The 17,463-nt window shown below is 72.7% G+C and carries 18 protein-coding genes and 1 pseudogene; 5 read left to right on the top strand and 14 right to left on the bottom strand.

All coding sequences use genetic code 11. The annotated features are described in order from the left end of the window. The first annotated feature begins 97 nt into the window (after positions 1–97). The 4 genes from trpC (at position 98) to lgt (ending at position 4,627) form a co-directional block, all read left to right on the top strand. Positions 98–907 (top strand): indole-3-glycerol phosphate synthase TrpC, encoded by an 810-nt coding sequence (gene trpC / locus BM051_RS18890; RefSeq protein ID WP_092531823.1) that lies wholly within the window; start codon positions 98–100, stop codon positions 905–907. Positions 908–920: 13 nt separating this feature from the next. Next, entirely contained in the window at positions 921–2,186 is a 1,266-nt protein-coding gene (trpB, locus tag BM051_RS18885; protein WP_243859296.1) for a tryptophan synthase subunit beta, read from the top strand. A gap of 130 nt (positions 2,187–2,316) precedes the next feature. Next, positions 2,317–3,096 carry a tryptophan synthase subunit alpha gene (gene trpA / locus BM051_RS18880; RefSeq protein ID WP_092531820.1) on the top strand — a complete coding sequence of 260 codons (780 nt, stop codon included), beginning with the start codon at positions 2,317–2,319 and terminating at the stop codon, positions 3,094–3,096. Positions 3,097–3,511: 415 nt separating this feature from the next. Next, complete coding sequence (gene lgt / locus BM051_RS18875) at positions 3,512–4,627, top strand: prolipoprotein diacylglyceryl transferase (RefSeq protein ID WP_092531817.1); 1,116 nt, start codon at positions 3,512–3,514, stop codon at positions 4,625–4,627. On the opposite strand, the gene BM051_RS18870 is transcribed toward lgt, so the two are convergent. The 8 genes and pseudogenes from BM051_RS18870 to BM051_RS18835 form a co-directional block, all read right to left on the bottom strand. Beyond that, entirely contained in the window at positions 4,571–5,641 is a 1,071-nt protein-coding gene (locus tag BM051_RS18870) for an NAD(P)H-dependent amine dehydrogenase family protein (protein WP_092531814.1), read from the bottom strand. The genes lgt and BM051_RS18870 overlap by 57 nt on opposite strands. Then, positions 5,638–6,441, bottom strand: coding sequence for an SDR family oxidoreductase (locus BM051_RS18865; RefSeq protein WP_092531811.1), 804 nt, complete (start codon positions 6,439–6,441; stop codon positions 5,638–5,640). The genes BM051_RS18870 and BM051_RS18865 overlap by 4 nt, the downstream gene beginning before the upstream one ends. A 40-nt stretch (positions 6,442–6,481) precedes the next feature. Then, positions 6,482–6,745: a hypothetical protein gene (locus tag BM051_RS18860; protein ID WP_092531809.1), complete on the bottom strand. Its 264-nt coding sequence runs from the start codon at positions 6,743–6,745 to the stop codon at positions 6,482–6,484. A 341-nt stretch (positions 6,746–7,086) separates the two neighbouring features. After that, positions 7,087–7,671 (bottom strand): hypothetical protein, encoded by a 585-nt coding sequence (locus BM051_RS29125; RefSeq protein ID WP_166677613.1) that lies wholly within the window; start codon positions 7,669–7,671, stop codon positions 7,087–7,089. A 329-nt stretch (positions 7,672–8,000) separates the two neighbouring features. Then, positions 8,001–8,231 (bottom strand): annotated as a pseudogene (locus tag BM051_RS30680) (hypothetical protein); the annotation flags it as partial. A gap of 23 nt (positions 8,232–8,254) precedes the next feature. Continuing rightward, a complete protein-coding gene (locus BM051_RS18845; RefSeq protein WP_092531803.1) occupies positions 8,255–8,527 on the bottom strand; it encodes a hypothetical protein in 273 nt (90 codons plus the stop codon). A gap of 4 nt (positions 8,528–8,531) precedes the next feature. After that, positions 8,532–8,807, bottom strand: a complete 276-nt coding sequence (locus tag BM051_RS18840) for an SAV_915 family protein (protein WP_092531800.1) — start codon at positions 8,805–8,807, stop codon at positions 8,532–8,534. Positions 8,808–8,908: 101 nt separating this feature from the next. Continuing rightward, positions 8,909–9,757: a hypothetical protein gene (locus tag BM051_RS18835; RefSeq protein WP_134045968.1), complete on the bottom strand. Its 849-nt coding sequence runs from the start codon at positions 9,755–9,757 to the stop codon at positions 8,909–8,911. A gap of 517 nt (positions 9,758–10,274) precedes the next feature. Here BM051_RS18835 and BM051_RS18830 point away from each other — a divergent pair. Further along, positions 10,275–10,763 carry a DinB family protein gene (locus BM051_RS18830; protein WP_092531794.1) on the top strand — a complete coding sequence of 163 codons (489 nt, stop codon included), beginning with the start codon at positions 10,275–10,277 and terminating at the stop codon, positions 10,761–10,763. A 46-nt stretch (positions 10,764–10,809) separates the two neighbouring features. Here the strand turns inward: BM051_RS18830 and BM051_RS18825 are convergent, their stop codons facing one another. The 6 genes from BM051_RS18825 to BM051_RS18800 form a co-directional block, all read right to left on the bottom strand. After that, entirely contained in the window at positions 10,810–11,586 is a 777-nt protein-coding gene (locus BM051_RS18825; protein ID WP_092531791.1) for an ABC transporter ATP-binding protein, read from the bottom strand. Beyond that, the gene (locus tag BM051_RS18820) at positions 11,583–12,647 is read right to left on the bottom strand and encodes a FecCD family ABC transporter permease (RefSeq protein ID WP_092531788.1); all 1,065 of its coding nucleotides are present in this window, start codon (positions 12,645–12,647) and stop codon (positions 11,583–11,585) included. Before BM051_RS18820 ends, BM051_RS18825 begins: the two co-directional genes overlap by 4 nt. Positions 12,648–12,656: 9 nt before the next feature. Next, a complete protein-coding gene (locus tag BM051_RS18815) occupies positions 12,657–13,604 on the bottom strand; it encodes an ABC transporter substrate-binding protein (RefSeq protein WP_092532172.1) in 948 nt (315 codons plus the stop codon). Between the two features lie 453 nt (positions 13,605–14,057). Further along, the gene (locus BM051_RS18810; protein WP_243859297.1) at positions 14,058–15,035 is read right to left on the bottom strand and encodes a LacI family DNA-binding transcriptional regulator; all 978 of its coding nucleotides are present in this window, start codon (positions 15,033–15,035) and stop codon (positions 14,058–14,060) included. Positions 15,036–15,078: 43 nt separating this feature from the next. Continuing rightward, positions 15,079–16,551 carry a GH1 family beta-glucosidase gene (locus BM051_RS18805; protein WP_092531783.1) on the bottom strand — a complete coding sequence of 491 codons (1,473 nt, stop codon included), beginning with the start codon at positions 16,549–16,551 and terminating at the stop codon, positions 15,079–15,081. Then, the gene (locus BM051_RS18800) at positions 16,548–17,450 is read right to left on the bottom strand and encodes a carbohydrate ABC transporter permease (RefSeq protein ID WP_092531780.1); all 903 of its coding nucleotides are present in this window, start codon (positions 17,448–17,450) and stop codon (positions 16,548–16,550) included. The genes BM051_RS18805 and BM051_RS18800 overlap by 4 nt, the downstream gene beginning before the upstream one ends. Positions 17,451–17,463: the final 13 nt, after the last annotated feature.

Genomic DNA, 17,463 nt, shown 5'->3' with positions numbered 1-17,463 from the left:
TGCGCCCGGGTTAGCATCGGTTCGGCGGGAAGGGGAAGGTTTTTGTGAGCGACCTGGAAAGTGACACGGTGAACGCGGCAGCGGGTGGGGCACTCCGGTGAGCGTTCTGGAGGACATCGTCGCGGACGTGCGGGCCGACCTCGCCAAGCGGGAAGCCGAGCTGCCGTTCGACGAGCTCAAGCGCCGGGCCGCCGCGGTCGCGCCGCCGCGGGACGCGAAGGCGGCGCTGACCGACCCCGCGATCGGCGTCATCGCCGAGGTCAAGCGGCGCAGCCCGTCCAAGGGCGACCTGGCCCCGATCACCGACCCCGCTGCGCTGGCCAAGGACTACGAGGAGGCCGGCGCCAAGGTGATCAGCGTGCTCACCGAGCAGCGCCGGTTCGGCGGGTCGTTGGCCGATCTCGACGCGGTGCGCGACGCGGTGAACGTTCCCCTGCTGCGCAAGGACTTCGTCGTCAGCCCGTACCAGGTGCACGAGGCCCGGCTGCACGGCGCCGACATGGTGCTGCTGATCGTCGCCGCGCTGGAGCAGAACGCGCTGGTGTCGCTGCTCGACCGCGTCGAGTCGCTGGGGATGACCGCGCTGGTCGAGGTGCACAACGCCGAGGAGGCCGACCGCGCGCTGGAGGCCGGCGCGAGCGTCATCGGGATCAACGCGCGCAACCTGCACACCCTCGAGGTCGACCGGGACGTCTTCAGCCGGCTGGCCCCCGGGCTGCCGATGGACGTCATCAAGATCGCCGAGTCGGGCGTGCGCGGGCCGGGCGACCTGATGGCCTACGCCGGACACGGCGCGGACGCGGTGCTGGTCGGCGAGGGCCTGGTGGCCGCGGAGGACCCGAAGGCCGCGCTGGTCCAGCTGGTCACCGCCGGGTCACACCCCGCGTGCCCACGGCCGAGCCGGTGAGGAGCGCGATCCGATGAACGAGCCTTTGAAGGCGGCCCCGGATCCCGAGGTCGACACCACCGCGAAGCCCGATCGGCACGACCCGGACGAGCGCGGGCACTTCGGCCCGTATGGCGGCCGGTTCATGCCGGAGGCACTGATCGGCGCCTTGGACGAGCTCGCCGCCGAGTACGACAAGGCGAGGGTCGACCCGGACTTCACCGGCGAGTTCGCCCGGCTGCTGCGCGACTACGCCGGGCGGCCGTCGCTGCTCACCGAGGCGCCACGGTTCGCCGAGCACGCCGGCGGGGCGCGGATCTTCCTCAAGCGCGAGGACCTCAACCACACCGGCTCCCACAAGATCAACAACGTGCTGGGCCAGGCGTTGCTCACCAAGCGGATGGGCAAGAAGCGGGTCATCGCCGAGACCGGCGCCGGCCAGCACGGCGTGGCCACGGCCACCGCGTGCGCGCTGCTCGACCTCGACTGCGTGATCTACATGGGCGAGGTGGACACCGAGCGGCAGGCGCTCAACGTCGCGCGGATGCGGCTGCTCGGCGCCGAGGTGATCCCGGTGAAGACCGGGTCGCGCACGCTGAAGGACGCCATCAACGAGGCGCTCCGCGACTGGGTGACCAATGTGGACACCACGCACTACCTGCTGGGCACGGCGGCGGGCGCGCACCCGTTCCCGGTGCTGGTGCGCAACCTGCACAAGGTGATCGGCGAGGAGGCGCGCCAGCAGATGCTCGACCTCACCGGCCGGCTGCCCGACGCGGTCGCGGCGTGCGTCGGCGGGGGCTCCAACGCGATCGGCATCTTCCACGGCTTCATCGACGACCCGGACGTCCGGCTGGTCGGCTTCGAGCCGGGCGGCAAGGGGCTGGACAGCGGTGAGCACGGGGCGACCCTGACCCAGGGCACGCCGGGCACACTGCACGGCGCGCTGTCGTACCTGCTGCAGGACGAGGACGGTCAGACCATCGAGGCGTACTCGATCTCGGCGGGGCTGGACTACCCCGGCGTCGGGCCCGAGCACTCGTGGTTGAAGGACACCGGCCGCGCCGAGTACCGGGCGGTGACCGACGACGAGGCGATGCACGCGTTCCGGCTGCTGTCCCGCACCGAGGGCATCATCCCGGCGGTCGAGTCGGCGCACGCGCTGGCCGGCGCGCTGCGGCTGGGCGCCGAGCTGGGGCCGGACGCGCACATCCTGGTCAGCCTGTCCGGGCGAGGCGACAAGGACGTCGACACGGCCGCCCGCTACTTCGGGCTGATCGACAGCAAGGGGAGTCCGTGAGACACCTTCTGTCAACCTCGGGAACCGTCACCTCAGGGGACCGTGACGGAACCCAGCCACAAGTACGTGATCGAGCCGAACGCTCACTGTCCAACGCGACCAACAGGGCTAATTCCGGGGAGGCGGCACTGTGAGCGAGCTCGACGAGCTGTTTCAGCGGACGCGGGCGGAGCGGCGGGCGGCGCTGGTCGGGTACCTGCCGGCCGGGTACCCCACGGTGGAGGACTCGAAGCGGCTGATCGCGGCGACGGTGGACGCCGGTGCCGACCTGGTGGAGGTCGGGGTGCCCTACTCCGACCCGGTGATGGACGGGCCGACCATCCAGGCCGCGGCCGACGCGGCGCTGCGGGCCGGGTTCCGGCTCAAGCACCTGTTCGAGGTCGTGGAGTCGGTGGCCGCGCGGGGTGGCCGAGCGGTCGTGATGACCTACTGGAACCCCGTGCACCGGTACGGGGTGGACGCGTTCGCCCGCGACCTCGCGGCGGCCGGCGGGCTCGGGATGATCACCCCGGACCTCACCCCGGACGAGGGGGAGGAGTGGCTGGCCGCGTCCGCCGAGCACGGGTTGGACCGGATCTTCCTGATCGCGCCGTCGTCGTCGGAGGAGCGGATCGCGTTGACCGTGCGGGCGGCGTCCGGGTTCGTGTACGCCACCGCGGTGATGGGCGTGACCGGCGCGCGGGACGAGGTCGGCGCGGGCGCCGCCGAGCTGGTGCGCCGCGCGCGGGCACACACCGACCTGCCGATCGGCGTGGGGCTGGGCGTGAAGTCGGGGGAGCAGGCCGCCGAGGTCGCCGGTTTCGCCGACGCCGTGATCGTCGGCTCGGCCCTCATCACCAAGGCCGACGAGGGCGAGGTCGCCCTGCGCGCCTTCGTCGGCGACCTCGCCGAAGGCGTCCGCAAGCGCTGACCCCTCCCGGCGTGTTTGCCGCTCCCGTCACCGTGTTCGCCGTTCGCGTCATGGTGTGATCACGCAAGGTGCCCCACCAACGGGTGGTTCGTTCGCCGGAGACTCCTTCACACGCCTGGATTGTCGGCAGGACTCACCAAGCTGACCTCGTGAATCGCTTCCGCGGGGGGTCAGCATGGCACACTGGGGCCCACCAGGCGATCGGGACGTGGGCGGAGGTGAACGGCTATGGCCGCTCCACTTCGTGTTGTCCCTGCACCAGCCCTGCACCGCCGAGCTGCGCCTCGACGGCTGAGCGACGCGAGGTCAACCCACCGGCGCGAACGGCCAACGCGTTGACGGGGATGGCGAACACGGCGACGGGGAACGTGGGACTGAGCGTCGGGCGGGTTGTGGTGCGCGCTACGGTGGCCCGGTGAACTCGGCCGCCGCTGTCTTCCTCGCGAACATCCCGAGCCCCGATCGCGGGGTCTGGCAACTCGGGCCCTTCCCGCTGCGCGCGTACGCCCTCTGCATCATCGCGGGCATCGTCGTCGCGATCTGGTGGGGTGAGCGACGCTGGGCGCAGCGCGGCGGCCGCAAGGGCACCATCGTCGACATCGCCGTGTTCGCCGTGCCGTTCGGCCTGGTCGGCGGCCGTCTCTACCACGTCATCACCGACTACCAGCTCTACTTCGGCGAGGGCCGCAACCCGATCAACGCGCTGAAGATCTGGGACGGCGGCCTCGGCATCTGGGGCGCCATCGCCCTCGGCGCCGTCGGCGGGTGGATCGCCTGCCGACGCAAGGGCATCCCGCTGCCCGCCGTCGCCGACGCCGTCGCCCCCGGGATCGTCGTGGCGCAGGCCATCGGCCGCCTCGGCAACTACTTCAACCAGGAGCTCTACGGCGGTGAGACCGACCTGCCGTGGGGCCTGGAGATCTACCGCCGGGTCGACCCGCAGACCGGCCTGGACGACCCGCTCGGTGGCGTCGCGGTCAGCGACGTGCCGATCGCCGTCGTGCACCCCACGTTCCTCTACGAGTTGCTGTGGAACCTCGGCGTCGCCCTGCTCGTGGTGTGGGCCGACCGCCGCTTCCGGCTCGGCCACGGTCGCGCGTTCGCCCTGTACGTCGCCGGCTACACCGCTGGCCGGTTCTGGATCGAGCTGATGCGCACCGACCCGGCCAACGAGATCCTCGGCCTGCGGGTCAACGTGTGGACCTCGGTCCTGGTGTTCGCCGGCGCGGTGGCCTACTTCGTGCTCGCCGCCAGGCGCGGGCCGCGCGAGGACCCGGCCGTCCTGCGCGGCAAGGAGGACCCCGACACCGACGGCACCGACGAGCCCGCAGCCGGCACGAGCGACACAGCCGACCCGGCCGACGGCTCCGACCAGGACGATACCGGCGCCAAGGCCGACGAGACCGGGACCACCAAGGCCGACGAGACCGGTACCGCCGAGGCCGACGAGACCGGTGCCGCGAAGGCCGAGGTGTCAGGGACGGACGAGACCACGACCGGTGACCAGCGGAAGGTCGAGCCCGGTCAGTAGCCCCGGCGGCGCCTGCACCACCGCCGGGATGGCGTTGACCAGCCGCATGGCGGTGGCCTTCAGCCCGGCCGTGTTGTGGTCGCCGTCGGAGCCGAGCAACCGTAGGTCCAGCGTGTAGTTCGGCTCGCCGGTGACCTCCACCCGGTAGCAGCCCTGCCCGGCCGGCCGCGGCCAGTCGGGTCCGAGGTCGGGTCGCAGCCGGGTCACGTGCTCCAGCACGCACACCGGGCGACCGCCGCGCATCCCGGCCACCTCGAACCGCAGTGCCGCGGCCGTACCCTTCTCGATCGTCCCGGACGCGATGGTGAACGTCTCCGGCGCCGGCAGCCGCTCGTGCCGCTCGCGCACCTCGTCCAGCTCGACGTCCAGCCCCGCGGCGAGCTGCCGCACCACGCTGCCCCACGCCAGGGTCAACACTCCTGGCTGCAGCAGCATCGGCGGCTCGTCCAGCGGCCCACCGAAGCCCATGATCTCGAACAGCACCTTCGCGTTGTCGTAGGTCGAGTAGTCCAGGATCTCCAGGCAGCGCACCTCGTCGATGCGCTCGCACACCCCGGTGAGCACCAGCGGCAGCCAGTCGTTGGCGAAGCCGGGATCGACGCCGTTGACCCACAGCGACGCGCCGCCCTCGGCCGCGGCCGTGCGCACCGGCCCGCTGACCTCGTCGGGCACCACGCCGTCCGGGAACTGCAGGAACACCGGGCTGCTGGACACCACGTTCACCCCGCCCCGCAGGATGCGTCGCAGGTCGCCCAGCGCCTCGGGGATGCGGTCGTCGGCCATCGCGGTGTAGACCACGCAGTCGGGCCGCAGCGCGAGCAGCGCGTCGGCGTCCCCGCTGGCGGCGACACCCAGCGAGCGACCGAGCCCGGCCAGCTCCCCGGCATCGCGGCCCACCTTGGCCGGGTCGGACACCCAGACGCCGACCAGGTCGAGGTCGGGCCGGGCGGCGATGCCGGCGATGGCGTGCCGGCCCACGTTGCCGGTGCTCCACTGCACGACGCGGTAGGTCATTCCGGCGTCCCTTCGAGGTCGGGCAGGCCGAGGTCGAGGTTGGGGGCCTGCAACCCGCCGTCCACCTCGAGGACCTTGCCGGTGAGGTAGCCGCCGGCGGGCGCGGCGAGGAAGAGCACCGCGGCGGCGACGTCCTCCGCCGCCCCGATGGTGCGCAGCGGCGTCGCCGACTCCATGCGGGTGCGCAGCTCCTCGTTGCCGAGCACGAGGTCGAGCGCGGACGTGGCGACCGAGCCGACCGCGATGGCGTTCACCCGTACCCGCGGCGCGAGGTCGGCCGCGGCGAGCCGGGTGTAGTGGGCCAGCGCCGCCTTGGCCGTGCCGTAGGCCAGGAAGCCGCGGCCGCTGACCCTGCCCATGATCGACGAGATGTTGACGACCGCGCCGCTGCCGGAGCTCAGCATCGCCGGCACCGCGGCACGGGTGAGCGCGTGTGCGGTGGTGACGTTGAACTCGAACGCCTCGGCCAGGAACTCCGGCGTGGTCTCCAGGAACGGGCGGGGCAGGGTGCCGCCGACGTTGTTCACCACCACGTCCAGCCGGCCGAACACCTCGACCGCGGTGCCGGCGAGGCTGGCCGCCGCGTCCGGGTCGCTCAGGTCGGTGGGCACGACGTGCGCCCGCCGGCCGGTCGCGGTCACCCGCTCGGCGACCTCGGCGAGCTGGGACTCGGTGCGGGCGGCGAGCACGACGTCGGCGCCGGCCTCGGCGAGGGCGACCGCGGTGGCGGCCCCGATGCCCCGCCCGGCACCGGTCACCACGGCGACCCGGTCGGGCAACCGGAAACGGTCCAGGATCATGCCAGGAAATGTAACACGTTCTAGTCCTCGGTGGGGCCGCTCAACCGACCCGCCGTTCCCGCAGCCGAGCGAGCCCGAGCTCGGCGGCGAGCTCACCGCGCGCCGCCGCGTTCGACTGGTAGAACCGCAGCGCGGCCAGCACCAGTGCCGGGTCCACGGCGAGCCACTTCGTCGAGATCGCGAGGTGCGGCGCGAGCCTCGCCTCGGCCTGCCGCCACACTCGACTGGTGGTGCGGACCGTGGCCGACGTGTTGGCGACGACCAGGGCGCCGATGCCGGGGCCGTCCGCGCTGACGGCGTTCACCGCGGTGAGGTCGGACCACGGGAAGAACGGCGCGCTCGCCGGTGGGCAACGGGGTCGAGCGGATACGCTCGGCGCCCTCGGGCCGTCCCCGAGCGCGGTTGACGTACACGAGCGCCGCCGCGAGCGCCAGGAAGGCCGCGTGGCCGGAGTCGGGGCCGGTGAGGCCGATGACGCCGACCGCGGCCACCCCGACCGCGGCCAACGCGAGAACGGCGACGACCACGAGCCACAACGGCCGACCGGCACGGCGCCACTGCTCCGGCCACTCGGTCGTCGATCGGCTGGAAGCCGTCATCACCGCTCCCGTCCCTCGACCGGCCTGCTCCGGCGGTGTGCAGATGCTAGAAGATCGAGTCCCAGACCTTCTTCGCGCCGCCGCCGACGGCCTTGCCAGCCGCGGTCAGCCCTTTGTCGATCGGGTCGGTGACGCCCTTGGGCAGCCGGTCCCACGCGGCGTCCACGGCGCCGCTCGCGACCAAACCGACGCCCGCGCCGACGACGGCACCGACGGCGGTGCCGGCCACCGGCACGACCGAGCCGACCGCGGCGCCCGCCGCGACACCCGCGCCGATGCCGGCCGCGGTGGACACGACGGCCTTGCCCGGCGGCTTGCCGTTGGCGATGTCGTAGCCGGCGCTGGTGATCGCGATCCCGGTCCCGATGACCGGCAGCTTGCCGCCGAACCGGGCGGCGATCCGCGCGCCGCGCGCGGCCTGCGACGCCCCCCGCTGCGCCGCGTCGACGTTGCGCAGCGCCCTGCCCGCGTCGCTGCCCGGGATTCCCCGGTAGACCGTGCCCGGCAGCCGGGACTGGGTCTGCCGGGCCAGGCCGTCGAACATCCGGGCCCGCTCGTTGAGGCGGGTCTGGGCCCGCTGGGCCGCGGACGCCGCGAAGGTCGCGTCGGCCAGCGCCGCGCCTGGAACCACGGCTTCTGCGTGACCTCGTCCTTCATGTTCTTCCAGGTGTCCTTGGCGTACCGCCAGATCGCGTTGCCCTCCTTGGCCTCCGCCTTGGCCTCGACGAACGCGGCGACCTGCTTGGCGTGCGCCTGCTGGGCGCGGGCCGCGTCGGCGTGCGCGGCCCGCTGGGTCGGGTCGGCGTCGGCGGGCAGCGTGCCGGGATTCGGTGGGGCCGGGTCGGGATCTAGGATCTGGGTGGCGGTGAGCGTCAGCCCGCCCTCGGCGGCGATCCGTCGCGCGCTGGCCATCCGGGTCTGCGCGGTCTGCAGGTCGTCGGCGTACTTCTCGAAGGACTGGCCGGCCCGGTCGGCGTCCTCGGCGAGATGGTCGGCCCGCTTGCCGCCGGAACTCATCTTCGCGCGGAACGCCTCGGCGGCGGGACCGGTCCAGTCGGCCTCGGTGTTGGTCCGCGCGTGGTGGATCTGGGTGGTGCAGTCGTAGATCCCCTTGGACAGCGTGTGCCGCAGCCAGCGCGCGGCGGCGCGGATGCTCTCCGGGTCTCCTTCGATCTTGGTGTCGATGGGCATGTGCTCGCGCTCCGATGTCGGCGTCAGGACGAGAGGTCGGCGTGGGCGGAGCGTTCCTGCTCCAGGTAGACGTTCCGGGCGTGCGCCACCTGGTCGCCGGCGGCGTTGACCCCGATCACCAGCTCGCTCGCGCCGCGCAGGAAACGGGCCAGCAGGCCGGCCATGTCACCACTCAACTCGCCGGCGTCCGGCGTCCCGGGGTCGCCCCCGAGGCCGTCCAGCGTGGTTCCCGCGGTGCGTAGCGCGCTCGCCGCCTGCTCCAGGGTCGAGGGGTTCAGCTCGTAGCCGTCGGGCATCGCCTCACGCCGCCTTCCGTCGCAGCTCTTCGGGCATCTCGATGTCGATGAGGATCATGTCGAAGTGGACGTGCTCGGCGACCCGCTCGAGGTTGCGGGTGGGCAGCACGACCCACCGTTGGTGCGGACCACAGCAGTTCAGCAGGCGGTCGTAGGCCGAGTAGACGAAGACCGCTCGCTCGTCGTCCTTCGTGGCGCGGACGTGCACGATGAAGTCGTCGCCGTCGACCGAGTCGCACGCCAGGTAGACCATCGGCGGGATGACCGGCCTGTCCTCCATCGGATCGCCTCCCTCGAGATCGCTGCTGTGGCATACCTTCGAGGGAGCGGCGCCCGGTTCGGTTCCCTTCGAGGAACGGGACCGTAGGAGGTGACCTCGGCTCAGGTCAGCCAGTGCGACTGGATCCGGTCGACCGCGGGGTTCCCGGCGAACTCCTGGCGGGCCCGCGGGTTCGCGTGGTAGAAGCGCAGTGCGGCCAGCAGCACCGCCGGGTCCACGCCCAGCCACCGGATGGGGATCACCACGTCGGGCCTGAGCGTGTACTCGCGTTGGTGCCAGACCCGGGTCGACGGGAGCCTGGTGCCCATGCGACCAGAGAGGACTCGCAGGACGATCCGCCCACCGCCCGCGGCGACCGCGTCCACCGCGGTGATGTGCTCCCACTTCACGGTCAGCGAGAACGTCCACGACTTGTGGTGCACCATGTCGGGCTGGAGCACCACACGCCCGGGTGTGACTCTGTAGCGCCGTGCTGCCACGAGGAACCAGCCCGAGTAACCGGTCAACCCGAGCGCGGCGAGCGCCAGCACCGGCCCTTCTGGCGCTTCCGGCGTCCACACCACCGAGCCGACCAGCGACACCGCCCCGACCACCAAGCCGCCCGTCGCCGCCGTGAGGTACGCCGGGTAGAGCCACCGCGCGTAAGGGAAGGCGATGGCCGGATCGTTCGGCCCGGCCAGAGACACCACTGCGACCTGACTGCTACTCCGCGCCCGACGCCATCGCAGGTAGGCCAGCAGCGCGGCGAAGGCCAGTACCGGGCTGGCCAGCGCCAGGAACGCACCCCACATGGCGGTGGCTCCGGACCGGGTCGCGGCGGTGAGAAAGCCACCGGCGGCGGCACCGGCCGCCGACATCGCGAGCGCGCCCGCGAGCACGAGCCACACGGGCCGGCCGCGGCGCCGCCACTGGTCGGGCCACTCGACCTCGTGCGGTGCGGGTGTCGTCATCGTCACCCCTTTCCGTCGCGCCAGCGTGCCAGAAAGCGGAGCGCCACGGTGCCTCCTTCCCGAGATGGAGTCGGGATGGCACCCAGGACGATCCGGGGGTCACGGCGGTCGTGGCTACGGTCCCGGGCAGAGGACAAGGGGGTCGGATCACGGCCGCCCATCCCGCCGCGCCGTACCGGGGACCGCGGTGGCAGGCACCAGGCTTTGAACGCGGTCCGGCGCGCGACACGCGGGACAGATCGACACAAATCCCGTGACACGGACCTGGCGTGGGCGGTATTCTCGCCAGCGATCCGGCCCTCCTCGGCTCTGGACTACCGCGCTTCTGGACAACTGCGTTCCCGGACTACCGCGTTCCCCGAGGACTCTCCGACAGGGGCCGACCAGCGTTCGCGGCGGCGCGCTGCCGCGGCTTCGCCATCCCAGTGGGTCTCCAGCGCCGACGCCATCGGTGTTCCCTCGGCGTTCGAGGACCCTTCCAACTCAGGAAGTCCAACCCAGAAAGGCTGAACGGCCGATGTCAGTACTGCCTCGAGTGACCACTGGACCCGAGCGTCTCATGTTGGAGCACATGCTCGACCGCAACCGGCAAGCGCTCATCGACACCGCACGAGGACTGTCCGAAGTAGACGCCCGTCGACGCCTGGTCACCTCACTGACCACTCCGATCGGGCTGATCAAACACGCGGCCGTCGCCGAGCGCATCTGGTTCCAACGCACCCTGCGCGGCCTGGACGCATCCGAGTGCGACGGCTACGCCACCCCGGACGAGGGCAGTTTCGTCGTCGCCGACGGCGAGACCCTGGCCGACGTGATCGCCGAGTTCGAGCGCGCCAGCGATCGTTCCCGCGAAATCGCCGCCGACCTCGAGCTCGACGACACCAGGACAAACCCCCGCGCCGGCGATGTCAGCCTCCGGTTCGTCTACCTGCTTCTGATCGAGGATTTCGCACGTCACGCCGGCCACGGCGACATCCTCCGCGAACAGATCACCGCCGGGCGATGAGCCTGTCGCACGGGTCCATGCCCGTGGCTCGACAGCCGGACCCGCCCTAGGCACCCCGGCGCGGGGCGACCACCGGGTGGCCGCCGGCGGTGGTGAGGATTTCCGTGGCCGCGTCGTAGTGGTGGGCGAGCCGCTCCGGGGTCAACACCTCGGCCGGGGTCCCGGCGGCGACCACGGCGCCCCCGTCGAGCAGCAGCAGCCGGTCGGCGTACTGGGCGGCGAAGGTGAGGTCGTGCAACGTGGTGACGACCGTGATGCCGTCCTCGCGACGCAACCGGTCCAACCGCTCCAGCAACGCCTGCGCGTGGCCGATGTCCAATCCGGTGGTGGGCTCGTCGAGCAGCAGCAACCGGGTCCGCTGGGCCAGCACCCTCGCGAGCACGGCCCGCTGCCGCTCACCGCCGGACAGCGTGCGCAGCGGCCGCCCGGCCAACCCGTCCAGGTCCAGCCGCGCCAGCACCTCTTCCACAACGAACATGTCGAGGGCGCTCTCCCTGGCCAGCGGGCCGAGGTGCGGGGTGCGGCCGAGCAGCACGTAGTCGGTGACGGTGAGCCCGTCGGGCAGCGCGGGGGACTGTGGCGCGTACCCCACCTCCCGCGCCCGCGCCCGCGGCGTCAACGACCCCGCCGCGATGCCGTGCACCAGGATCTCCCCCTCGGCGCGGACGACCCCCACCACCGCCTTGAGCAAAGTGGACTTCCCGGCCCCGTTCGGCCCGATCACCGCGAGCCATCCGCCGTCGGGCACGTCCACCGACACGTCCCGCACGACGGTCCGCCGGCCGTAACCGACCCGCACGCCCCGCAGCCGCAGTGCCGTCACGGCATCCGCACCTGGCGCGAGGTCCGCAGCACCAGCACGAAGAACGGCGCCCCGGCGAACGCCGTCACCACGCCGAGCGGCAGCTCACCCGGCATCACCGTGCGCGCGATGTGGTCGGCGATGATCACGAACACCGCGCCGCCGATCAGCGACAGCGGGATGATCACCCGGTAGCTCGCCCCGAACAGCAGCCGGATCATGTGCGGCACCACGATCCCGACGAACCCGATCAATCCGCTCACCGCCACCGCCGCGGCCGTGGCCAGCGACGCCGCGGTGAGCAGCAGCAACCGCACCCGCCCCGGCCGCACGCCGAGCGACGCGGCCTCCGCGTCGCCCAGGGTCAGCACGTCGAGCAGCCGCGCGCACAGGCACAGCACCACGGCCGCCGCCGCCACGTACGGCAGCGCCAGCCACACGTCCTTCCAGCCGGTGATGTTCAGCCCGCCGAGCATCCACGTGTACACCTGCCGAATCGTCTCGGTGTTGAGCTGCTGCACGAACGTCTGCACCGCGGTGAGGAACGCCGCCACCGCCACCCCGGCCAGCAGCAACGTCGCCGTTCCCGTCCCGCCGGCCGACCGGCCCAGCATCCAGCTCAGGCTCACCCCGCCGATCGCCCCGGCGAACGCCGCGATCGGCAGCGGCCCCACCACCCAGTCCGTGGTGGACGGTGCGGCGACCACCACGATCGTGGCGGCCATCCCGGCCCCCGCCGCGGCGCCGAGCAGGTACGGGTCGGCCAGCGGGTTGCGGAACACCCCCTGGAACGCCGCGCCCGCGCTGGCCAGCGCCGCGCCGACCAGCCCGGCGAGCAGCACCCGTGGTACCCGGAGCTGCCAGACGATCGCCGCCTCCCGCTCCGACAGCGGCGACGTGCCGCCGGTGAGCTGGGCGACGATCTCCGCGAGCACCCGGCGCCAGCCCAGGTCCCCGGCGCCGACGAGCACCGCGAGCAGCACGAACACCACCAGCACGAGCAGGCCGAGCAGCAGGGTGCGCGGCCGCAGGGACGTCGTGGCCCTGCCGACCCGTTCGGCGCGGCGGCCGTTCCGAAGCACCTACGGCACCTACGACCCGGCCCCGCGTACCGCGTCGGCGACCGCGTGGACGAGGTCCACCACCCGCGGGCTCCACCGCGACGCGACGTCGTCGTTCAGCGGGTACACCCGCCCCTCCTTCACCGCGTCGAGGGTGTCCCAGCCGGGGCGGGCGGCGACGGTCTCGGCGTTCTGGCCGCAGCAGTTCGTGTCCGCCAGGAAGATCAGGTCCGGGTTGGCCCGCAGGATCCGCTCCGCGGACAGCTGCGGGTAGCCGCCCGAGGCGTTCGGGTCGTCCCCGTCCGCGATGTTGACCAGGCCGAACAGGCCGTACACCTGGCCGATGAACGTGGCCGACGTCGTCGTGTAGTAGGTCGGGTCGAGCTCGTGGTAGTAGGTCAACGGCGGGTTCGGCTTCGGCGTGTCGGCCACGATCTTCTCGATGTCCTCGCGGGTGCGCCGGGCCAGGTCGGCCCCCTCGTCGGCGTGCCCGGTGGCGGTGCCGACCAGCGCGAACTGGTCGTAGGCCGCCTGCAGCGTCCGCGCGTCGGGCAGCACCAGGGTGCGCACGCCGGCCTTGCCGAGCGCGCCGGTGAGCTGGTTCTCCCGGTCGGCGCTGACCACCACGAGGTCGGGGGAGTGGGCGAGGATCGCCTCGGGGTCGAGGTTGAGGCCGGACAGGTCGGTGCGCGGGGCCTGCGGCGGATGGGTGGACTGGTTGTCCACCGCCACCACCTGCTGGCCGGCGCCGACGGCGAACAACGTCTCCGTGGCGGAGGGGGACAGCGACACGATCCGCTCGGGCCGCTTCTCCAGGGTGACCGCGGGCGCGCCCTCGGCCCGCACGGTGACCGGGAACGCCGCGTCCCCGGGAGCGGGCTCGGCGGGCTCCTCACGGTTGGCGCAGCCGGCCAGCACGGCGACCCCGAGCAGGGCCAGCACGGGCAGCAGCGCGCGCAGCGGGGCGGGACGGGACATGGTGACCTCGGACTCCTTCGGCCGGCGCGGGCCGGGCCGAACCGCGAGCGGATCCGGACGCCGCACCCCTGCGCCGGAGGCGGGTGGCGTCGGCGAGCGGCAGGCGACCTGGCTCGGCCGCGGGAGCTCCCGCGGGCCATCACAGTTGCGGCACAGCACCGGGTTCGCACCGGATTTCGCTGCCGGTTCGCGTCCGGTCAGCGGGCGCTGACCAGGACCGGGACGCTACCACTAGGCCACCGGGCTGCCGACCCGCCGGGTGGGCAACACCACGCGACACCCACGTTCGCGGCCCGTCTCGTCGAGGTAGGTGATCCTCCACCCCGAAGCGGTCATTGTGTCGACGACCGCAAGGCGGCTTCGGACCGGGGTGGGGGAGGGGAATGGCTGGTGTCCCGCGCCTGGTGGGGCGCCCCGAGTTGGGTGGAGCGGTGGGTGCCCGTGCTCTCGTGCTCAGGCGGTGAAGCGGTCGACCAGTTGGGTGGGGAGCACGACGGGGTCGGCGGCGGGGCCGCCGCCGATCTGGGTGAGCAGCAGCTCGGCCATGAGGCGGGCCTGGTCGACCACCGGCTGCCGGACCGTGGTCAGCGGCGGCTCGGTGTGCCGGGCCAGCTCGATGTCGTCGAAGCCGACCACCGCGACGTCGTCCGGGACCCGGTGGCCGGTGGCGCGCAGGGTGCGCAGCGCCCCGGCGGCCATCAGGTCGTTGGCGGCGAACACCCCGTCCAGGTCGGGGGCCCGCTCCAGCAGCGCGGCCATCGCCCGCTCGCCGGACTCGCGGGTGAAGTCGCCGTGCTCCACCAGCTCCTCGGCACCCTCGACAGCGCCGAGCGCCATCCGGTAGCCGGCGAGCCGGTCCGCCGCGGCCGTCATGTCCGCCGGCCCCGCGATGGTCGCCACCCGTCGCCGGTCGCCGGACAGCAGTCGCTCGGTGGCGAGCTGCCCGCCACCCAGGTTGTCCACGTCGACGGAGGTCAGCCCCGGCACCGGGCGGGCCGGCCGGCCGCCGACCACCACCGGAACCCCGGACTCGACCAGGATCCGTGGCAGCGGGTCGTCGCCGTGCATCGACGCCAGCAGCACCCCGTCGACGTGCCCGCCGCGCACGTAGTCGGCCAGCCGCGCGTGCTCGGCGTCGTTCTTCGCGTTCATCAGCACCAACTGCACGCCGGTGCCGGCCAGCGCCTGGCTGGTCGCGATGATCATGTTGCCGAGGTAGGGGTCGGCGAGCACCGTGGCGTCCGGCTCGCGCATCACCAGGGCGATCGAGTCGGTGCGGCGCATCACCAGGCTGCGCGCCGCGTGGTTGGGCACGTATCCCAGCCGCGCGATCGCCGCCTCGACCCGCGCCCGAGCCTCCGGTGACACCCGGGGTGAGCCGTTGATCACTCGGGACACCGTGGCCCTGGAGACGCCGGCGGCCGTCGCCACCGTGTCCAGCGTCGGTGGTCGCCGCGCGACCGCTGCCGGCCCCTCAGTCACCTCTGGCCACGCCTTTCCCCCGGCCCGCCCCGGCGGCGGGTCGATCCCGGTTGATGCCGGTTGATGCCGGTTGATGCCAGGTGATGCCATTGTCCCGGATCACGTCGCGATACCAGTACGCGCTGTCCTTCCACGTGCGGCGCTGGGTCGCGTAGTCGACGTGCACGATGCCGAACCGCTTCGCGTAGCCGAACGCCCACTCGAAGTTGTCCAGCAACGACCACACGAAGTATCCCCGAAGATCGACGCCGGCCTCAATCGCCTCGTGCAGCACGGCGAGGTGCTCGTGCAGGTAGGCGATCCGCTCGGGGTCGCGCACCGCCCCGTCGGACCCTGGCCGGTCGTCGAACGCCGCGCCGTTCTCGGTGACCACCATCGGCACGCGGTAGTCGTCGTGCACCCGACGCAGGATCCGGCCGAGCCCGCGGGCGTCGATCGGCCACCCCATGGCCGTGGTCGGCCCGGACGGCGGGACGAACCGGACGTCGGCGCAGCCCGGCCACGGCGAGGGGCCGGCGGCCGGTGGTCCGATGTCGACCACGGTGGGCGAGTAGTAGTTGATTCCGAGCACGTCGATCGGCGCGGCGATCACCGCCTCGTCACCGTCCCGGACGAAGTCCCAGCCGGTGATCGCGGCGGTGTCGGCCAGCACGGCGGCCGGGTACCCGCCGCGCAGCAGCGGGTCGAGGAAGAGCCGGTTGCCCAGCCCGTCGATCCGGTGCACCGCCTCGGCCGCCGCCGGCGTGTCCGACCCGGCGGAGACCGCGAACAGGTTCAGCGTGACCGACACCTTCGCGGCGGAGGGCGAGGACGGCAAGGCCGCGCGCAGGGCCCGGGTGCCGAGGCCGTGCGCGAGCAGCAGGTGGTGCGCCGCGCGCAGGGCGAGCGCGGGGTCCTGGTGGCCCGGCGCGTGCTCGCCGGAGGCGTAGCCGAGGAAGGCGGCACACCAGGGCTCGTTCAGCGTGGTCCACCACGGGACCCGGTCGCCGAGCCGGTCGGCCACCAGCCCGGCGAAATCGGCGAACCGGGCGGCGGTGTCCCGAGCGCCCCACCCGCCGGTGTCCTCCAGCTCCTGTGGCAGGTCCCAGTGGTAGAGCGTCACGATCGGGGCGATGCCCTTCCCGGCGAGCTCGTCCACCAGCCGGTCGTAGTGGTCCAGGCCCGGTCGGTTGACCGGGCCGCGCCCGCCCGGCTGCACCCGAGGCCACGACACCGAGAACCGGTACGCCGGCAACCCCAGCTCGGCCATCAGCGTCACGTCCCGCCGGAACCGCCGGTAGTGGTCGGCGGCGACGTCACCGGTGTCGCCGCCGAGCACCCGGCCCGGTGTGTGCGCGAAGGTGTCCCAGATGGACGGTCCGCGGCCGTCCTCGGTCACCGCGCCCTCCACCTGGTAGGCGGCGGTGCTCGCGCCCCACAGGAACGCCGGCGGGAACCGCAGCCTCCCGTTCGTCGACCCGGTCATCCCTTCACCGCACCCTGCATGATTCCTCCGATGATCTGGCGGCCGAGCAGCAGGAAGACGATCAGCATCGGAAACGTCGCGATCACCGTCCCGGCCAGCACCAGCGAGTAGTCGACCTCGATGCCGCTGGCCGTGTTCGCGATCGCCACCTGCACCGTGGGGTTGCGGGTGTTGAGCAGGATCAGCGGCCAGAATAAATCGTTCCAGTAGGTGATGAACGTGAGTAGGCCCAGCACCGCCGCGCCGGGGCGGGCCACCGGCAGCACGATGTTCCAGTAGATCCGCCACGTCGACGCGCCGTCGGCCCGGCCGGACTCCACCAGCTCCCCCGGTAGCGCCGAGGACAGGTACTGCCGCATGAAGAACACCCCGAACGCGCTGACCAGCGCCGGCACGATCACCCCACGCAGGTCGTTGGCCCAGCCGAACCACTGGGTGACCATGATGTAGAGCGGGATGATCGCCAGCTGGGTCGGCACCAGCATGGTCGCCACCACGAGGGTGAACAGCGCGCCGCGGGCGCGGAAGCGGAGCTTGGCGAAGGCGAACCCGGCCAGCGTCGAGGTGAGCACCACCGACACCGTGATCGCCCCGGCAACGATGGTCGAGTTCACCAGCGCGAGGCCGAAGTTGCCCTGCTCGAACGCCGTCGTCAGGTTGTCCCACAGGTTCCCGCCGGGCACCAGCGGCGGCGGGTAGCGGCCGATCGCCGACTGGTCGCGCGAGGACACCACCACCGACCAGTACAGCGGGAACACCGACATCAGCACGATGGTGCCCAGCAGGGCGTACACCGGCCACCGGCCGCGGTCGCGCGCCGATCTCGGCCGGTGCCGGGAGCCCGGGTCACGCCGCGGTGGCGGCGCGGCCACCGCGGCGCGCTGTTGCACGAGCGTCATCGACCTCCCCCTC

The organism is Amycolatopsis arida, from assembly GCF_900115565.1.
Lineage (GTDB): Bacteria > Actinomycetota > Actinomycetes > Mycobacteriales > Pseudonocardiaceae > Yuhushiella > Yuhushiella arida.
Note: the sequence above shows the minus strand (reverse complement) of the source record. Positions and strands in the feature narration are given on the sequence as shown.